The following is an 18,831-nucleotide window of genomic DNA, read 5'->3' as shown; positions in this document are numbered from 1 at the left end:
CTCACTGGATTTGTTGGATTATTTTAAAAAAAGAGGATGTTATGGAAACTGCGCATCAGGAAAATAGATTGCAAAATTTTTCAATATCGTTTTTTGCAATCGTATTGGGTATGGTAGGATTTGCGCTGGCTTTGCAAAGGGCGGAAATGGTTTTGCATTTGTCGGTCTCGATTAGTGCTTATGTAAGATATTTGACAATTGCGCTCGCGGCTGTAATCAGTGTAATCTATTTGACTAAATTTATTCGGTATCCGGGTGAGGTGAAAAAAGAATTTTTGCATCCGGTGAAAATAAATTTTTTTCCGATCATTGCTAAAATATTATTGATATTCAGCATTATTTATCTGGATTTAAATATGACAGTTTCGAAATATTTATGGATCGTCGGTGTTGTTATGCAGTTTTTATTCACACTGATTATTATGTCGGTCTGGATTCAAAATAATAAAATTGAGCTGCATCATCTTAATCCTGCCTGGTTTATTCCGATTGTGGGGAATATGATTATACCGATTGCAGGGGTCCGGCATTTTTCAGCGGAATTATCCTGGTTTTTCTTTAGCATTGGCATCATCATGTGGCTGGCATTATTTGTAATCGTCTTAAACAGGATTATTTTTCATCATCCGCTGGCGGAAAAATTGGCGCCCACGCTTTTTATTCTTTTTGCGCCGCCCGCGATCGGATTTATTTCTTATATGAAATTAACACATTCACTTGATCCGTTTGCGAAGATTTTGTATTATATTGCTGTTTTTCTTTTTTTTCTGGTTGTTTTACAGTTTAATTTGTTTAGAAAGATCAAATTTTATCTTTCGTGGTGGGCGTATACGTTTCCCACCGCCGCAATGACATTGGCGACATTGTTGATGTACCGTGAAACATCGTTGTCCGTTTTTAAAGTTGGTGCTTATCTGTTTTTGACGGTGCTAAGTTTGTTTATAGTTTATTTGTCGTATAAAACCATCAAGCGTATTGTAAAAAAAGAAATTTGCGTTGAAGAGGAATGAAAAAATGAAAGAACTTGTGGTGATTAGCGGTAAAGGCGGTACAGGTAAGACATCATTGGTAGCTTCGTTTGCTGCATTGGCCGGCAGGGTTGTGCTGGCGGATTGTGATGTGGATGCCGCAGATCTGCATCTGGTTTTGGATCCTGAAAATATCAAGCAGGAAGATTTCAGCGGCGGCGGCCGGGCGGAAGTCATTCCGGAAAAATGTTCAGCTTGCGGTAAGTGTTTGGAAGTCTGCCGGTTTGACGCGGTCTCCTTTGACGGACCCCGGACTTCGCAGGCGGAGAGGACTTTTCGGGTGGACCCGATCAGTTGTGAGGGATGCGGGGTATGTGCCTATTATTGTCCGGAAAAAGCGATTCGCTTTGAACCGGTAAAAAACGGAGAGTGGTTTATATCTCATACTCGTTTTGGAACGCTGGTGCATGCCAGGTTGGGAATCGCGGAAGAAAATTCCGGGAAATTGGTAAGTTTGATTAGAAAAGAAGCCAAACGTATTGCGCAAGAGCAGCAGCAGGACCTGATTTTAATCGACGGATCGCCTGGGATTGGATGCCCGGTGATCGCATCGCTTACCGGAGCGCAGCAGGTCCTGATTGTGACCGAACCTACGCAAAGCGGATTGCATGACCTGAAAAGAGTTTTTGAACTTACGCGCCATTTTCAATCCCAGACGTATGTTTGTGTCAATAAATGGGACTTGAATCCCGGTATGACAAAAGAAATACAGGATTTTTGCAATGCCAACCAGGGTATTTGGGCCGGACGTATACGGTATGATAAAGCGGTTGTAAAAGCGCAATTGGCACGACGTACCCTGCCGGAAATAACCAGTGCGGGTATCGTAGAAGACATTCAGGGCGTATGGAAAATCATGAAGGAGCAGATGCAATGAAAGCAGATGAAAAAACAGCGAGTGAATGTGAAACCTGTGAGTCAGAAACATGTAGTGCCAAGCAAATGAAGCCGGGTGAAGATCAAAAAATATTTGATGACCGGCAAAAAATTAAGCAACGACTCTGCCGGATTAAGCATAAAATTGTGGTGTTGTCCGGGAAAGGCGGGGTTGGGAAAAGTACGGTGGCAGTGAATACCGCTTTTGCATTGGCACGTGCCGGGTATCGTGTCGGTTTGATGGATGCGGATATTCATGGTCCCAGTATTCCCACTATGCTCAATCTAAGTAAAGAACGGGTCACATCAAATGGTGTTGATATTGAACCTGTTTCTGTAGGACCGCTCAAGGTGGTTTCCATAGGATTTTTTCTTCCGCATCCTGATGATCCGGTGATTTGGCGCGGTCCCATGAAAATGGGGGTTATTCAACAGTTTTTACGTGATGTGGTCTGGGATGATCTTGATTATCTTATTATTGATGCCCCCCCGGGTACTGGGGATGAACCATTGACAATTTGTCAATCCATTGATGATTTGGCAGGTGCGATTATTGTGACCACGCCCCAGGAGGTTGCTTTGGCGGCAGTGCGGAAGTCGGTTAATTTTTGTAAACAGGCCAATGTCAAGATTCTGGGTGTGGTTGAAAATATGAGCGGGTGGGCTTGTGAAAAATGTGGACATCCGATGGCGTTGTTCCCGGAAGGCGGCGGAGAAAAAATGGCGACAGCCATGGGCGTGCCGTTTATGGGCAGGCTTCCCCTTGAGCCGGTCATCGCACACTGTGGTGATGCCGGTGAGGTCTTTGTCGGGAAGTATGCCGGCACCGTCGCCGGTAAGGCATTTACGGAAATAATTCAGCCCCTGCTGGGGTTGGCAGAAACTAAAGAGAGGTGAAGCAGATGAAAATAGCAATTCCTTTGGCACAGGGAAAATTAACCAGTCATTTTGGGCATTGTGAGGTATTTGCCGTTTTGGATGTTGATGAAGCGAAGAAATGTATTTCTTCAAAAGAGCAGTTGGCGCCACCGGCGCATGAACCGGGTGTGCTGCCCGCCTGGCTGCATGAATTGGGTGTGGATGTTATCATTGCAGGCGGTATGGGCAACCGGGCGCAAACTTTGTTTGTCGAAAAAGGGATCAAGGTTGTGGTGGGTGCACCACCGGAAACACCGGAAGATCTGGTGATGCAGTATTTGGACCAGACGCTTCGCACCGGCGCAAATTACTGTGACCATTGATACGGCGCAACAAAAAATTCGGAATTTTAAAAATCAGGAACATGCCCGGTGTATTATTTGCGGAGCGGATCGAAAACCGGAAGGGTTCGGTCTGGAATTTAAAGTCCGTGGAGACCAATCCGTGGAAGCTGAGTTTGTTTGTGATGAGTATTATACCGGATATGCCGGACGACTGCATGGCGGGGTGGTGGCATCGCTTTTAGACGGCGCGATGACCACTTGTTTGGCTGCCTGGGGTATTATTGCAGTGACAGCGGAGCTGAATGTGCGTTTTAAAAAACCGGTGCATACGCATCAAACCGTGATTGTTCGCGCATATCTTGATCAGGCAACATCTTTGATCTATTATATGAAATCAGAATTACTGCATGATGGTGAGGTGAGGGTCTCAGCCAAGGGTAAATTTGTTGAACAAAAACAATTTCAGGTGCACAAGGAGCGCGAAGTATGAATTCCGCGTTGCGTATGGTTGTACTGGTGGAAAATCGTTCCGAACGGAAAGAGCTGGTAGCGGAACATGGACTGGCAATTTGGATGGCGTATCAAGATAAACAACTGCTTTTTGATACGGGTCAGACCACAGGCTTGTTGGCCAATGCAAGCCACCTGGGTATTGATTTGAACCGGTTGGATGCGGTGGTGTTGAGTCACGGACATTATGACCATACCGGTGGTTTGGACGGTGTGCTGCAGATGGCAAGGAAAGCCCGCGTTTTTTTACATCCCAAGGCGATGAAAATTCGGTATAGTTTTAAAAACGGTGGAAAAGCCCGGAGCATTGGTATGCCGGCTGAGGGCTTGTCCGCGTTGCGTGAAAATAAGGAGTGTGTTGTTTTTTTGAACACACCGCAAATGCTGTTTCCGGGCGTATGGATGACAGGGCCGGTTAAACGCCAAACGGAATTTGAAAGCGGTGAGCCTGACTATTGCATGGATACGGAGGGTAAACATTTCGATCTTTTTGAGGATGATCAGGCGTTGGTCTGTGAAAGCGCGGTTGGATTGGTGGTTGTGTTGGGCTGTGCGCATAGCGGCGTTGTCAATACACTTTTACAAGTCAAAGAACAATTTCCGGACAAACCGATTCACACAGTGGTGGGGGGCATGCATCTTCAGCATGCCGGCGCAGGGAGAATTGAAAATACACTGAAGGCATTGCAGGCAATGAATGTCCATCAGATCTTTCCAGGTCATTGCACCGGTCCTGAAATGGAGCGTGTGCTGTCGGAGAGATATCAGGAAAAATGCCGGACATTATTTTCAGGTATGGAAATTATTCTCTGAAAAAATACCGCAACTCAAATCAAAAAAAACAAGCATGCTGATCGGTTCTGCGCTAAAATATTTGGTCAATTGGGACATTTGTGGTTTTTAAATAAATTTGATTAATTTAGGGGAGGCAAGGAATGAAAATTGTTATTGTTGGCGGGGTGGCGGCGGGACCGAAAGCGGCTTCGAAAATTATTCGTATGATGCCGGAAGCGGAAGTGACAATTATTGAAAAGGACGAATATCTTTCTTATGCCGGGTGCGGTTTACCATATTACATATCCGGCGAGGTCAAGGAGCAAAAAGAGCTGATGTGTACTCCGGTCGGGGTTGTACGCGATCCGGTATTTTTTCAAAAAGTAAAAAATGTCCATGTATTGACTAAAACCGAAGCCCTGAAGATCGATAGGGACAAAAAAACCATTCAGATAAAAGACCTTCAGGACCAGAAAACATCCTGGATTGGGTACGATAAATTAATTCTGGCAACCGGCGCCACGCCGGTCAGCCCGCCGATTCCGGGAATTGATTTAGAGAATATTTATACGCTTCACGGTGTGCAGGATGCCGAAGGCATTAAACGGCTGTTGGCGGAAGACCAGGCAAAGGATGTGGTCATTATCGGCGGTGGGTTGATTGGGGTTGAGGTGACCGAAGCGCTGGTATCCAAGGGATGTCGTGTTACAATTGTTGAAAAATTGCCGCAAATATTCGGCATGCTTGACTGGGAAATGGCCCGGTTGGTGACACAGCATATGGAAGCCAAGGGCGTGAAGGTTCTGACGGACCATACTGTTGTAAAATTTGAAGGAGAGGGTGCGGTTGAAAAAGTCGTTACCGACAAAGAAACCCTGGCAGCGGATATGGTTGTTATGGCGATTGGCGTGCGGCCTGCCGTAGGCTTGGCGAAAGACGCCGGATTGGCGATTGGTGATTTCCGTGCTCTGGTTGTGGACGGAACCATGAAAACCAGTGATGATAATATTTATGCTGTGGGTGACTGTGTTGAATCCAAGGACCGGATTACAGGCAAAGCATGCTATATGCCGATGGGATCAACCGCCAATAAGCATGGGCGTGTGGCGGCCAATAATATTTGTGGACGCAAAGATATTTTTCCCGGTGTTTTGGGCAGCACGGTTTGCAAAGTGTTTGATTTTACCGTGGGCCGGACAGGACTGACGGAAGCAGCTGCCAAGCAGGAAGGATACGACGTTGAAGTGGTGTTGGCGCCGGGACCGGATCGTGCCCATTTTATGGAAAATGCAAAACCCTTGCTGCTGAAACTTGTGGTGGATAAAAAAACCCGCAAGTTGCTCGGGGCACAGGCGACCGGTCCGGGTGATGTGGATAAACGGATTGATGTTGCCGCCATGACACTGGCCGCCAAAATGACGGTTGACGATTTGGCCAATATGGATTTGTGCTACGCACCACCCTATTCGCCGGCCATGGATAATATTATTACTGCTGCTAATGTGGCGCGCAATAAACTTGATGGTTATATAGAAGGTATCTCTGCCAAAGAAGTTCATGAGATGAAAGAGGCTAAAAAAGATTTTGTGTTTTTAGATGTTCGCAGTCAGGCTGAGAGTGATGAAGTGCGTCTGTCGAATTCAACCTTGATACCATTAGGTGCATTGCGTCTGCGTATAGACGAATTGCCAAAAAATAAGGAGATTATCGCTTTTTGTAAAATATCGTTGCGAGGATATGAAGCAGCGCTTATTCTTAAAGCAGCAGGATTTAAAAAAGTCAGGGTAATGGACGGCGGGGTAGTTATGTGGCCCTATCGCAAGGAAAAATAGTTGGGGCGACTATCACCTAGTGAGATTGGTTCATCAAAAAGCGCAGGCCCAGCCTGCGCTTTTTTTGTTCACAAACTTCTAATCGAAAATAAAGCAAAGACTAACCTTGCAATTCCTTTTCTCCGGTATAGTCGAACTGCAAAGAAAGTTACAGCAGTTATGACTGGTTGAAGGGAAAGGCGGTGGTTACAATGGCCAAAGCGGATTTGCACGTGCATTCCAAGTATTCCCGCCACGCTTCGGAATGGTTCCTGAAGCGGTTGGGTGCGCATGAATCCTATACCGAACCGGAAGAGGTTTATCGGATCGCAAAGCAGCGGGGAATGGATTATGTGGCGCTGACCGACCACAATAGAATTGATGGCGCTCTGCACTTAAAGAAAAAACATCCCGGCGATGTTATTGTCGGGGTCGAAGCAACTGCGTATTTCCCGGAAGACGGCTGCAAAGTTCATGTCCTGGTGTATGATGTGGATGAAGAACACTATCGGGAGATTGAACGTTGCCGCACTAGTATTTATGACCTGCGGGACTATATTCAAAAACATGACATGGCGTATGCCGTGGCGCATGCCACTTATTCGGTCAATAACCGACTCAAACAGGAACATCTGGAAAAACTTATTTTGCTTTTTGATGTATTTGAGGGCATCAATGGCGCCCGTGATCAAAACAGCAATCTAAAGTGGATGGAAATACTTGAAAATTTGACTCCGCACTATATTGAGACACTTAAGCAAAAACATGCCATCCAACCTATCAGTGCAGATCCCTGGATCAAGGGTTATACCGCAGGCAGCGACGACCATGCGGCGCTTTTTATCGGGCAGACTTATACATTTGCCGGTGCTGTAGGAATTGATGAGTTCTTAAGGATGATCAAATTGAAGTTGACGGTTCCCAAAGGAAGGCATAACAATTATCAGTCATTTGCCTTTGCCATTTACAAAATCGCCTATGAATTTTCCCGGCGTAAAAGCTCGGGATTTGCCGGGAGCTGGTTGGGTCAGATCAATGAGATGGTTTTTAATAACCGCGCCATCAGCATGAAACACCGCATCAAGTTGAAATTGTTCGCGAAAAACACGAACAAGGAAGACGTGATGAAACAATCGTTTCGGAGTTTGGTCGAAGAGTTAAAACAGGAAACCGGCGAGAATATTGAGAAAAAATTTACAATTGTTTATAAAAAGATATCGGATATATTGGATAATTATTTCAGCAGGTTGTTTGATTCTTTCCGCAAAGACATTTCCAAGGGCGATGTTTTCAAGATTATCCGCGACATTGCGTCTTTGATACCGGGTATTTTTTTGGCAACGCCGTTTTTTTCCAGCTTGAAACACCTCTTCCGGAACCGTACTCTGACCGAGACCATGCTGCGTGCGGTTATGCCGGAACGCAGCAATGTTAACAAACGTATCCTATGGTTTACAGATACCTTCACCGAGATGAATGGTGTTGCGGAAACGATTAAACAGATTGGATGGCGCACCCACCGGCACGGCATCAACCTGTCGGTGGTGACGGTCATCGAACCGCATGAAGCTTTGGATGGTTTTCCTCCCAATATCATGGCGGTGCCGGGCATTTATGCTACGCCGCTTCCGGGGTATGAGAAGATTACTGTCAGGGTTCCCTCGCTGCTTAAAACCATCTCAATGGTTTATCAGGCGGCTCCGGAGGAAATGTATATTTCCACACCAGGTCCGGTGGGTCTGGTCGGGCTGCTGGCCGGTCACTTGCTGAACATCAAATGCACCGGCATTTATCATACGGATTTTGCCGCTCAGGCCAAACTGATCACACAGGAAGAGGATTTCAGTGAGCTGATTGAGAACTACATGCAATGGTTTTACTCCCTTATGCATTGCATTAAAGTTCCGACCAGCATGTATATGGATATTCTGGAAGAAAAGGGTTATAACCCTTCGAAATTGTCTTTTTACAGAAAGGGTGTTGACACGGAAAAATTTTCGCCCGGCATCAGCCCGTTAGAATCGCTCCGACAGATCAAAGGGGATATTTTGCTTTATGCCGGCCGCATATCCAAAGATAAGAATCTTGATTTGTTGGTGGAAATTTACAAAATAGTGGTTTCACAAAACCGTGATTGCCACCTGATTTTTGCCGGCGACGGACCCTATTTGAATGAATTGAAGAAAAAAACGGCAATGCTGGAAAACGTTCGTTACTTGGGCCGTCTCAAAAGAGAGTTTCTGCCGGCGGTTTACACTGCAGCCGATTGCATGATTTTTCCCAGCACGACCGATACATTCGGGATGGTGGTTTTAGAAGCGCAGGCATGCGGGCTGCCGGTTGTGGTTTCCAATGTGGGTGGGCCGCAAGAGATCATTTTGCACGGCAAAAGCGGGATGATCGCTGATGTGGAAAATATAAACGAATGGATTCAATCCATTACCAAGATATTAAATATGAAACATGATTGCCCGGAACAGTATGCCATGATGTGCCGAAAAGCGCGGGAGCAGGTCGAAAAGTATTATTGCTGGGAGCATTCCTTGCGGGATCTGTTTGGAGACGATGTCATGCGTATGGCCACTGAACCGTGTCATCAGGTGTCAACGGGTGTGGGGATCCGTTGAACGCGAAAATCCCGGACTGTGTGAGTATCCCAAAGGTCAAGGCCTGTTCCGGTTGAGGCGTGAACCTGCGGTCTTGTTTGGCCTCGTTTTCGCCGCCGGCGATTTTTTTCTTGTTTTCGTCACTTAGGAGGGGTGTTATTATTGTGTTTGATAAATTGTTGAACACCATCATCCCCGGTCAATTGGTGATCCAGTATACGGATCACTGCAATGCCAAATGCCCGCAGTGCGGCATGCGCATCTCAAATAAATATGCCCGGACTCGAATGGGGGATGCGTCTGTGCATGCCATTCTTAAGGCGGCTTCCCGGCGCGGATTGAAAATCATCTCTTTTACCGGTGGTGAGCCGATGATGTTTCCCGATGAGCTTGTCCGGTTCATCCATGCGGCCCGTCAATACGGTATCAAGCATATCCGGACCGGGACCAACGGTTTTATTTTTTGCGGCTGGCAAAAAAACGGCTATATTGAAAAAATTGAAAAGTTTGCGCGCATATTGTCACGGACGCCATTGCGTAATTTCTGGATCAGTCTTGATTCTTATCTGCCGGATGTACATGAAAGCATGCGCGGTCTTCCCGGTGTGGTGGAAGGGATCCGGCGGGCGCTGCCCATTTTTCATGCATATGGGATATACCCTTCCGTGAATTTGGGACTGAACAGAAATTTGGCCGGCGATAAAACATATACACTTCGGCCGGACGGTTTTTCCAGCCGGGAGGAGTATCTCAAGGCGTTTCAAAAGTGTTATGTCGACGTCATAGCGGAATACTTCGCGTTCGCCGTCCAATTGGGTTTTACCATGAGCAGTATCTGTTTTCCCATGTGCATGGATTCGGAAAAGTCTAAAGACGGTTTGGCACCGGTTTATCAGGCAACATCTTCCGATTGGGTGGTGAATTACCAAAGTGATGAGAAGGCGGCTCTTTTTGACGCCCTTTTGCGCGTAGTGCCGCAATATCGCCGCCTGATTCGTCATTTTACACCCTTGTCATCCCTGTACGCATTACGGGAGAAATACCGGGGCACATTAAAAAAAATGCATCCATGCCTGGGCGGGATTCGCTATTTTTTTGTCAGCGCCCGTGACGGGCATGTTTATCCTTGCGGTTATCGTGAAAAGGATGATATGGGCCGATTGGAAAACCGGGATTGGAAAGCGGATTCGTGGGATGCCGATTGCAACCGATGCGATTGGGAATGTTTTCGTGATCCCTCGGAAATGCTGGGGCCGATCATTGATATGCTGCGCCGTCCGCTCTCCATCGCAACCGGTCCCATGGCGGACCGGTTGTACCGGCGTTACTGGCTGAAAGACTGGAAATATTACATTCAAACTGGATTTTTTCACGGACGAAAGCCGTTTAAAAGGAAGCAAGCTGCTGCACATTCCGCTGTCATGAAAGAACGCATGGACAAGATTGGGGCTTGAACTGGAAGCGGGGATTGGCGACAATAGAGAAGGATGAGACGATTGCACCGCAACAGGAGATGCCCATGGACTGGCTGCTCATTGCCGTCACAACCTACCAAATTTATATTCTTGTTGCCATTGTCTTTATCATTGTTGACAATCGTGAACCGTCCTCGACCCTTGCCTGGATACTGGTTTTTGTATTTCTACCCATACTCGGATTTGTATTCTACTTTTTTATCGGCCGTAAATGGCATAAACGAAAAAAAAGCGAGCAGGTTACCCAGCATATTTTGGGGGATAAACTTTTTAAAACATTTGAAAGTCTTGTCCATGTGCAGGAAAAGCAGATGGAGATGTATGACCGGATTTGGCGGCAACCGGCATATAAGAAAGAGTTGATGCATCTTTTGTATCATAGTTCGCAGTCTTTGCTTACCACGGAGAATGATGTGCGTCTTTATCACGACGGTGAAGATAAGTTTCGGGAACTGTTAATTGATTTGCAAAAAGCAAAAAAAACCATTCATATGGAATATTTTATCTGGCGCTCCGATGATATGACTGCGGCTTTTCATGAGTGTCTGATTGCCAAGGCGGCGGAAGGGGTTGTGGTCCGGGTCCTTTATGATTTTTTTGGTAGTTGGACTTTGAAAAACAAGGATATTCGTAAACTGCGGCGTGCCGGCATCGCAATCTATCCTTATTACAATTTTCTGTCTTTTATGAAACTGCATACGTTGAATTATCGCAATCATCGTAAAATTGTTGTGATTGACGGCACGGTGGGGTATACCGGCGGAATGAATATGGGGCAGGAGTACCGGGATGGCGGGGAAAAATTCCCGTTTTGGCGGGATACCCATCTGCGCATGGAAGGGCAGGCGGTCATGCATCTGCAAGGTATTTTTGCCATTGATTGGTACAACACAACGCACGAATCCCTTTTTGAAAAATCTTTTTTCCGGTTTCCCGCCAAAAGAAAAAAGAGTGTGGTTTTGCCGGTACAAATTACCACTTCCGGCCCTGACTCGGAATGGCCATCCATTGAACAGCTTTATTTTTGTATGATCAATTCAGCACAGAAATATGTTTATATCCAAAGTTCTTATTTTATTCCCAGTCCCAGCATTTATACAGCGCTCAAGACTGCAGTGCTCCGCGGTCTTGATGTGCGCATTACGATTGCAGGTTTGCCGGATAAAAAAATACCGTATTGGACCGCATTTACTTATTTTAAGGAATTACTGGAAGCGGGAATGAAAATTTATCATTATAAAAAGGGATTCATGCACGCCAAGACCATTGTGATAGACCGGGTGATGTGTTCTGTGGGGACAGCCAACATGGATCTGCGCAGCTTTCGGCTTAATTATGAACTCAGTTCGGTATTCTACGATAGCCGGGTTGCCGGTGAAGTTGAAAAGCAATTTGTACAGGACATGAAAGATTCACGGGAATTTACCCTGGAAGATTATCTTCGCCTGGGGCAGTTAAAAAATATCCGGAATTCCCTTGCGCGGTTGTTCGCGCCTTTGCTGTGAAGCAAAAACAGCCGGGTGTATGAATTTTTAATTGACGGCATCAGAGTTTTAGGCAGTTTGGATTGCTACCATTTTTAAATCAAAAATAAGGGTTTTTCCAGCCAAGGGATGGTTGGCATCCAGTTTGATTGAGGTCTCGCCGATTGTGACAACTGTCACCGGCAGCGAGCGGCCATCATTACCTTGCATACTCAGTTGCATGCCTACTTCCGGCTTGAGATCCTTGGGCAATTTTTCTTTGGGAACATCGAAGATCATTTTTTCCTGAAGAATGCCATAGGCTTCATCCGGTGGGATGGTCACGGTCTTGTTTTCGTCTACTGCCATGCCCTGGACAGCTTGATCAAAACCTTTGATTACCTGACCACTCCCGATCTGAAATTCCAGAGGTTCGCGATCTTGTGAGGAATCAAAAATTGTTTTATCTTCCAATTTGCCGGTGTAATGGACCTTCACCTTGTCTCCGTTTTTTGCCTGTGTCATAGCGCCTCCTGGTTTGCCGCCGGATCCATGGGAATGGAACCAAAACTCACAAATAATTTTTATGACTTTAACAAGGATTACTCGAGAAGTAAATAAAAAATCGCACAGGTGCGGATTATGAATCCAAGTCGTGTGCTTGCACACTATACTCCAATTGATGTAGTGAGATGGATTCGCTTCTCTGAAATTGCGCAGTTTGCTTTTTTCGCCGCCAACCGTAAAATTATTTCCAAACTACGTAAACGCTGTTGAATAGCGGGAAACTATAAATCAACCGGTGGTTTAAATCAGACTAAGGCTGCGCTGACGGAAAATGAGACGATGATATGCGGGGATTATAGGTTTTGATTATATCACCATAGGATAGGGTCCAGGCGCCCGGCACCCGGCATTCGCTCCCGCATACGCGGGGCAAGCCGGGCAAGTTGCCTGGACCCTGCAAATTAACAGTCTTGTCAAATGAGCGTTGTCGGCGACAAAGGTCATAAAATAGTGTATGCTGGAAAATATTTGTTGGAAAATTATTTCGGAGTTAACCATGATTAAGAATGCCAAAATAAAAAAATGGTTTCTCGACAAAAAAGAGCGTGAAATATACCGGGTAACCGCCATCTTTGATGTTGAATATGCACATTTGAAATTGAAAAATGAGGATGACTTTTTTATATCTGCTTTTGGACTTTCCATGCTGGGAGATTTAAATCCTGCTGATTTTCAGGCAGAGAGCCAGTGGTTTAAAAACAATTCGGAACGGCTTTCCGGAACAAGTTGCGTGTATAAAGTCCGGACCAAGAAAATCAACGGCCGCAATCGTGATCTGGTTATTAAGTGGAACCGGATGGGCGAGGATGTCCCGGGTGCGGTGGATTACGATGAACTGATTTATGCGGAATTTAATAGTCCCTTTGAAGAATTCTCCCTGGTCAAGGACCTGCGTAATATATTTCGTAAATCCTCAGAAGGCATCGTTCTTCAAAAGCCGCTGGCCATTTATGTTCCCTCAAAGCGGTACAAGCTTTGGCAGACCGGGCGCAGCCAGGATAAAATGAAATCAATGATGCATTTTCATTCAGAGATCGATCTGGATATGAACCGATTGTATATGGTGATTTATGAGTGGCTTCCAGGCATGGATGCGGCCCAGGCCTATGAAAAAGGGCTGCTGGATGATGCTCAGGTTAGGGCCTTGACCCAGGATGCGGCTGATCGGCTTGCGAAAAACGGTTTTGTCGTGAGTGATAATAAACCCAATCATATTATTGTGCAGGCCGATGGCGAACAATCATTGAAAAAGGATGATGCCGGTCGAATTCAATATGCGCTCATTGATTATGAATTGCTGGGATACTCGGAAAAGCAAAAAAAACTGCGTCATAGGGATTTGCGCAAAGATTATCATCGCCGACAGAAGGACCGTTTTTCCATAGCGACGCCGGACAAGTTTCATCCCCACTTGGAGCATATGAAATTATTTGGTGTGGACTATGTTTACGGTCGTGTGGAAAGTACCAAGGGCCGACTCTGGGTTGCGGGGAAGGATCCCTATTTGTTCGATTATTTTCAACCGGAACGCTGGGAGGGAACCAAACGGACCAAGATATCCATGTTTTCGGAAAGTTATTATACGGTGACCAAGGATAACATTCATATTGTGTGGGAGGTTTCTAAAGTCGGACTGATACCGGATATGGATCCTTTTTTAGAGGATGAAAAGAAAATTTTAGATCATGGATATAATAGTCCCTTTGAAGAAATCGGATTGGCAATAGCATTGACCCAAAAGGGCATCGCCACCATCTATCCGCGGGCAATTTATATGACTGGGCATAAAACTGAGATTATTGAGCGTTTTTTTGATAACAGCCGTTATGCCAGTCATGCCGGGATTCTCAGTCCTGACAAGACACCGGTACTTAAAAAAAACCGGAATTATATTATTATTTGGGGTTATTGGAACGGCCCGGACGAGAAATTGGCTGAAAAAGACGGGGATTATTATGAAGGAATCAATGCACTTTATGCTTTCCGTGAGGGTATTATTTCCCGGGATGAATATATGCGTGTTGTTATGCAGATGAAGGAGCAACTAATGCGAAACGGTATTGAGGATTTGAATCTGAGCGGCAAACACCTTCTGATTTCCGTTAACAGTCGAAAAGAAATTGTCCGGGATGCGGCCGGAACACCGGATATCCGTATTTGTAATTTTGAGTTTTTTAAAAAATTGAATTCCAACCAGCGTATCGTTTCACCGCCAACAGGATGATTTTACACATGCCGGCCGGGTGATTTGAATCAGCCTAATTTTTAATTGATTGAAATGAGGGGTCATGGATAAAAAATTTGAACAAAAAAAAGAGACAGCACTGGAAGCGAGGTATGCCGCGCAGAAAATCGCATTTGCGCCGGTGGTGTTTCAAGCTGTTCGGTTACTCCGTGACTTGAATATCTTAAAGACCATTAAGACGGCGGGGGAGCAAGGGCTGCGGGTTGAGGTAATTGCCAAAGAAACCGGGGTTTCAGAGTATGGTGTGACCGTGCTTTGCGAGACCGGACTCAGCCAGGGTGTACTCGAAATGAAAAACGAGCATTATATTTTGACCCGGGTCGGGCATTTTTTACTCAATGATGAAATGACCCGGGTGAATATGGATTTCATCAATGATGTCTGCTACGAGGGTCTGTTTGCTTTGGATAAATCAATTGCAGAAGGCAAACCCGCCGGATTAAAGGTTTTTGGTGAGTGGGATACGGTGTATGAGGCGTTGAGTCAATTGCCTCCCAAAGCACAAAAAAGCTGGTTCGCTTTTGATCATTATTATAGTGATTCTGCTTTTCCGGAAGCATTGCCGATTGTTTTCAAACAAAAACCCAGGACATTGCTCGACGTTGGCGGTAATACAGGCAAGTTTGCGCTGCAATGTGCGGACTTTGATCCGGATATTAAAATCGCCATTTTAGACCTTCCCGGGCAGTTGGCCAAAGCTGCGGTCAACATCAAGGGAAAGGGTCTGGAAAAACGGATTGAAGGAAAACCCGTCAATAATCTACTTGATCCGGAGGAGGTATTTCCCAAAGAATTTGATGCCGTTTGGATGAGCCAGTTTCTGGTCTGTTTTTCCGAAGAACAGGTTGTAAGTCTGCTCGCCCGGGCACGGGAGGCGTTGGAACCGCAAGGAGATTTTTTTATTTTAGATACCTACTGGGACCGTCAAAAATACGATATTGCCGCTTACTGCTTGATTAATTCCTCCCCCTATTTTACTGCCATGGCCAATGGCAACAGCCGTATGTACCGGTATTCAGAAATGGAGCGGTTTATTATGTCTGCGGGGCTTAAAATTGAAGCGGTACACGATCATCTGGGAATGAGTCATACGCTGATCCACTGTAAACGAAAGTGATTTTTTAAGTGTTCAATGGAAAAAAATATTGACAAATTATTAAAACTGCATTAATGTTAGACCGACCTAACAAATAACAGGAGCAGAATTATGGCAGGTGAACAGACATTGACCGGCAGCTTGGAAGATTACCTGGAGGCAATCTATCATTTGATCCGGCGTGAGAACCAAGCCCGGTCAACGCAATTGGCGGAAGCACTTAAAGTAAAAAAATCTTCGGTCACAGTGGCCTTGCGTACGTTGGCCAAGAAGCAGCTGATTAATTACGCGCCTTATAGTAATGTGACACTCACAGCACACGGTGAAACTGTTGCCCGGGATATTATCCGGCGGCATGAAACCTTGAAGGAGTTTTTTGTCACAATACTGGATGTTGATGAAAAGCAGGCCGATGAGAGTGCCTGTAAAATGGAGCATGTACTCACAAAAGATATGACGGATAAGTTTATAAAATTTATGGAATTTATTGATATTTGTCCACGGAATGGTAAGGACTGGATAGCACAATATCATAAGTATTACTGTGATGAAACGAACGCCCGGCCCTGTGTCCAATGTTTGGATAATATGTCAAGGAGAGTCAGACTGCATGTGACGGGAAATAAGGAGCAAGCGGAAATGAGTGTTTTAAGTAAACTGGAGCCGGGGGAAAAGGCTGAGATATTGAAAATAAACCATCGCGGTGTATTTAGAAAACGCATTCTTGAAATGGGTGTCACCACCGGCGCTGTTTTGACGGTAGAAAGAATAGCGCCTTTAGGTGATCCTATAGATATCAAAATTAGAGGTTATCATTTATCTTTGCGCAAAGAAGAAGCAAAGAGCATAGATGTGAAAATATTAAAATAAACAATGTTAATGTAGGGAACAGTCGCGACTGTTCCCTACGAAAGTTTCCTATAAAAATAAAAAGGTGTGGTTATGAAAAACAAGTTAACTATTGCGCTGGCGGGTAATCCTAATTCAGGTAAAACATCATTATTTAATTTCTTGACCGGGTCCAATCAAAAAGTGGCCAATTATCCCGGTGTAACGGTTGAGAAAAAAGAAGGCAAATTTAAATATCAGGATTGGGATATCAAGGTTGTTGATTTACCGGGCACTTATAGTTTGTCAGCGCAATCGCTGGATGAAAAAGTTGCGCGGAATTTTATCATTCAGGACAAGCCGGATGTAGTTGTCGATGTTCTCGATTTGACTAATCTGGAACGTAATCTGTATTTGGCAACACAATTAATGGAAATGAATATCCCCCTTGTTCTGGCCATGAACATGAGTGATTTGGCTAAGCGCAAAGGTATTTATTATGATTTTAAGCAATTAGAGAGGCTTTTTAATGTGTCGATTGTTCCTACCGTTGGCAGCAATGGTAAGGGATTGGATAAATTAAAAGCAGCTATAATTAACCGTTTGCAGTGCCGGCTTGCCTGCGATACACCGATAGTACATTACAATCAGGATATTGAAAAAGCTCTGGGAAAAATTGATGATGTTCTTAAAAAAGAAAATGCCGGGCCGGGAGATGTGAATCCAAGATGGATGGCAGTAAAACTTTTAGAGAAAGATGAAGAAATTGAAGAGCTGATTCAATCCCCAGCGGTCCATGAAGTGGCTAATAAGGCTCAAAAGTATTTAAAAAAATTAACCAATGATCCGGCAGAGGTCCTTATTGCAGAAGCCCGGTATGGTTTTATTTCCGGTGCGTGCCAGGAAGCAATCATGACTTCTGCGGAAGTGCGGCATGATTTTTCCGATAAAGTGGATGCTGTTGTGGCAAATCGTGTTTTGGGATTTCCTTTATTTTTACTCATAATGTTTTTGATTTTTCAATTTACTTTTTCGATCAGTGAAGCACCGATGGGATGGATTGAAAGTTTTTTTGGGTGGATGGGTGTTGTTGTGAGCAGCTGGTGGCCGGATGGATCAGACAGTTTTTTGAAGTCCCTTTTGATTGACGGCATTATTGGCGGGGTAGGAGGAGTGCTGATATTTTTACCCAACATCGTACTTTTATTTCTGGGAATTTCGCTGCTGGAAGATTCGGGATATATGTCCCGGGCGGCCTTTATTATGGATAAACTTATGCATCGCATTGGTTTGCACGGCAAAAGTTGTATTCCCATGATCATTGGTTTTGGGTGTACGGTGCCGGCGATTATGGCTACGCGGACCATGGAGAACAGGCGCGATCGTTTGATTACCATGATGATATTGCCGCTCATGAGCTGCGGCGCCCGTTTGCCGATTTATGCTCTCATCGCACCGGTATTTTTTCCAGGTCTATGGACAGCGCGTATTGTTATGCTGCTCTATGTAATCGGCATTCTAATTGCAATGGCCGGAGCGAAAATTTTGAGCATGACCGTATTCAAAGGTGAGTCTGCACCATTTGTTATGGAATTGCCGCCCTACCGGCTGCCAACTATGCGCAGTATTTTTATGCATATGTGGGAAAAATCATGGCTCTATCTGAAAAAAGCCGGGACGCTTATTTTGGCTATTTCTGTTATTTTGTGGGTATTGGCTGTTTTCCCTCAGCAGAAATCCAGTAGGGGCGCGATTGATCGCGCCCAAGGGAGCGAGGTTCATCTTACCCAGGAAGTATTACCGGAATCAGCTGAAACCAATGAAGAAATAGAAACCGTAGAGGGCAAAGCAGCAGCAGATGCTTTGAAATATTCATGTATCGGACGCGTTGGCTGTGCTGTTGCACCACTTTTCAAACCACTCGGATTTGACTGGCGTATTTCAACTGCTATGCTGGGTGCTTTTGCAGCTAAGGAAGTATTTGTAGCGCAAATGGGAATAGTATTTTCATTAGGTGCGGTAGATGAAGAATCAACAACACTTCGGCAAAAATTGAAGAAGAATTATTCACCGCTGGTTGCCTTTTGTATGATGCTTTTTATGCTTATTGCAACCCCATGTGTGGCAACGGTTGCCATAACGCGCAAAGAGAGCGGATCATGGAAATGGGCGGCAGCACAGTTTTTTGGACTGACGATTGTAGGCTATATTCTTACATTTCTGGTTTATCAAATTGGGACATTGTTGAAAATCGGGATATAGGAGCTATGTTTGGGGATAGCGAAAGAAAAGAAATAATTTTAAAGTTAGATTAATCTAACATAGAAAAGGAGGTTGGTTATGGAAACTG

General features: G+C 45.1%; 15 protein-coding genes. 14 read left to right on the top strand and 1 reads right to left on the bottom strand.

The genetic code is table 11. The features are described 5' to 3' along the window. Positions 1-41: 41 nt before the first annotated feature. The 10 genes from K8S19_02085 to cls all read left to right on the top strand — a co-directional run bounded on the left by K8S19_02085 (position 42) and on the right by cls (position 11,787). The gene (locus tag K8S19_02085; protein ID MCD4812475.1) at positions 42-1,010 is read left to right on the top strand and encodes an SLAC1 anion channel family protein; all 969 of its coding nucleotides are present in this window, start codon (positions 42-44) and stop codon (positions 1,008-1,010) included. A 4-nt stretch (positions 1,011-1,014) separates the two neighbouring features. After that, positions 1,015-1,905, top strand: coding sequence for an ATP-binding protein (locus tag K8S19_02080; GenBank protein ID MCD4812474.1), 891 nt, complete (start codon positions 1,015-1,017; stop codon positions 1,903-1,905). Then, the gene (locus K8S19_02075; protein ID MCD4812473.1) at positions 1,902-2,801 is read left to right on the top strand and encodes an Mrp/NBP35 family ATP-binding protein; all 900 of its coding nucleotides are present in this window, start codon (positions 1,902-1,904) and stop codon (positions 2,799-2,801) included. Before K8S19_02080 ends, K8S19_02075 begins: the two co-directional genes overlap by 4 nt. A gap of 5 nt (positions 2,802-2,806) precedes the next feature. Beyond that, complete coding sequence (locus tag K8S19_02070) at positions 2,807-3,145, top strand: NifB/NifX family molybdenum-iron cluster-binding protein (protein MCD4812472.1); 339 nt, start codon at positions 2,807-2,809, stop codon at positions 3,143-3,145. After that, the gene (locus tag K8S19_02065; GenBank protein MCD4812471.1) at positions 3,135-3,596 is read left to right on the top strand and encodes a PaaI family thioesterase; all 462 of its coding nucleotides are present in this window, start codon (positions 3,135-3,137) and stop codon (positions 3,594-3,596) included. The genes K8S19_02070 and K8S19_02065 overlap by 11 nt, the downstream gene beginning before the upstream one ends. Beyond that, positions 3,593-4,429 (top strand): MBL fold metallo-hydrolase, encoded by an 837-nt coding sequence (locus K8S19_02060; protein MCD4812470.1) that lies wholly within the window; start codon positions 3,593-3,595, stop codon positions 4,427-4,429. Before K8S19_02065 ends, K8S19_02060 begins: the two co-directional genes overlap by 4 nt. A gap of 122 nt (positions 4,430-4,551) precedes the next feature. Beyond that, positions 4,552-6,222, top strand: coding sequence for an FAD-dependent oxidoreductase (locus K8S19_02055; GenBank protein ID MCD4812469.1), 1,671 nt, complete (start codon positions 4,552-4,554; stop codon positions 6,220-6,222). A gap of 191 nt (positions 6,223-6,413) precedes the next feature. Continuing rightward, a complete protein-coding gene (locus K8S19_02050; GenBank protein ID MCD4812468.1) occupies positions 6,414-8,828 on the top strand; it encodes a glycosyltransferase in 2,415 nt (804 codons plus the stop codon). 143 nt (positions 8,829-8,971) lie between these two features. Then, entirely contained in the window at positions 8,972-10,261 is a 1,290-nt protein-coding gene (locus K8S19_02045) for a radical SAM protein (protein ID MCD4812467.1), read from the top strand. Positions 10,262-10,326: 65 nt separating this feature from the next. Further along, entirely contained in the window at positions 10,327-11,787 is a 1,461-nt protein-coding gene (gene cls, locus K8S19_02040; GenBank protein ID MCD4812466.1) for a cardiolipin synthase, read from the top strand. Positions 11,788-11,835: 48 nt separating this feature from the next. Here cls and K8S19_02035 read toward each other — a convergent pair whose 3' ends face one another. Then, the gene (locus tag K8S19_02035) at positions 11,836-12,270 is read right to left on the bottom strand and encodes a peptidylprolyl isomerase (protein ID MCD4812465.1); all 435 of its coding nucleotides are present in this window, start codon (positions 12,268-12,270) and stop codon (positions 11,836-11,838) included. 538 nt (positions 12,271-12,808) lie between these two features. Here K8S19_02035 and K8S19_02030 point away from each other — a divergent pair. From K8S19_02030 to feoB, 4 genes are all read left to right on the top strand, one after another. Next, positions 12,809-14,536 (top strand): hypothetical protein, encoded by a 1,728-nt coding sequence (locus tag K8S19_02030; GenBank protein ID MCD4812464.1) that lies wholly within the window; start codon positions 12,809-12,811, stop codon positions 14,534-14,536. A gap of 64 nt (positions 14,537-14,600) precedes the next feature. Next, positions 14,601-15,674, top strand: coding sequence for a class I SAM-dependent methyltransferase (locus K8S19_02025; protein ID MCD4812463.1), 1,074 nt, complete (start codon positions 14,601-14,603; stop codon positions 15,672-15,674). Positions 15,675-15,764: 90 nt separating this feature from the next. Next, positions 15,765-16,523: a metal-dependent transcriptional regulator gene (locus K8S19_02020; protein ID MCD4812462.1), complete on the top strand. Its 759-nt coding sequence runs from the start codon at positions 15,765-15,767 to the stop codon at positions 16,521-16,523. A gap of 72 nt (positions 16,524-16,595) precedes the next feature. Beyond that, positions 16,596-18,743, top strand: coding sequence for a ferrous iron transport protein B (gene feoB, locus K8S19_02015; protein MCD4812461.1), 2,148 nt, complete (start codon positions 16,596-16,598; stop codon positions 18,741-18,743). Positions 18,744-18,831 lie beyond the last annotated feature (88 nt).

Source organism: bacterium (assembly GCA_021108215.1).
In the GTDB taxonomy this organism is placed as follows: Bacteria; Oederibacteriota; JAAXVQ01; order JAAXVQ01; family JAUVAV01; genus JAIORK01.
Note: the sequence above shows the minus strand (reverse complement) of the source record. Positions and strands in the feature narration are given on the sequence as shown.

Coding starts and splice junctions, on each gene's coding strand:
- K8S19_02020 (MCD4812462.1), top strand. CDS start 15,765: ATGGCAGGTGAACAGACATTGACCGGCAGCTTGGAAGATTACCTGGAG.
- K8S19_02035 (MCD4812465.1), bottom strand. CDS start 12,270: ATGACACAGGCAAAAAACGGAGACAAGGTGAAGGTCCATTACACCGGC.
- K8S19_02030 (MCD4812464.1), top strand. CDS start 12,809: ATGATTAAGAATGCCAAAATAAAAAAATGGTTTCTCGACAAAAAAGAG.
- feoB (MCD4812461.1), top strand. CDS start 16,596: ATGAAAAACAAGTTAACTATTGCGCTGGCGGGTAATCCTAATTCAGGT.
- K8S19_02080 (MCD4812474.1), top strand. CDS start 1,015: ATGAAAGAACTTGTGGTGATTAGCGGTAAAGGCGGTACAGGTAAGACA.
- K8S19_02070 (MCD4812472.1), top strand. CDS start 2,807: ATGAAAATAGCAATTCCTTTGGCACAGGGAAAATTAACCAGTCATTTT.
- K8S19_02050 (MCD4812468.1), top strand. CDS start 6,414: ATGGCCAAAGCGGATTTGCACGTGCATTCCAAGTATTCCCGCCACGCT.
- K8S19_02060 (MCD4812470.1), top strand. CDS start 3,593: ATGAATTCCGCGTTGCGTATGGTTGTACTGGTGGAAAATCGTTCCGAA.
- K8S19_02085 (MCD4812475.1), top strand. CDS start 42: ATGGAAACTGCGCATCAGGAAAATAGATTGCAAAATTTTTCAATATCG.
- K8S19_02075 (MCD4812473.1), top strand. CDS start 1,902: ATGAAAGCAGATGAAAAAACAGCGAGTGAATGTGAAACCTGTGAGTCA.
- cls (MCD4812466.1), top strand. CDS start 10,327: ATGGACTGGCTGCTCATTGCCGTCACAACCTACCAAATTTATATTCTT.
- K8S19_02025 (MCD4812463.1), top strand. CDS start 14,601: ATGGATAAAAAATTTGAACAAAAAAAAGAGACAGCACTGGAAGCGAGG.
- K8S19_02055 (MCD4812469.1), top strand. CDS start 4,552: ATGAAAATTGTTATTGTTGGCGGGGTGGCGGCGGGACCGAAAGCGGCT.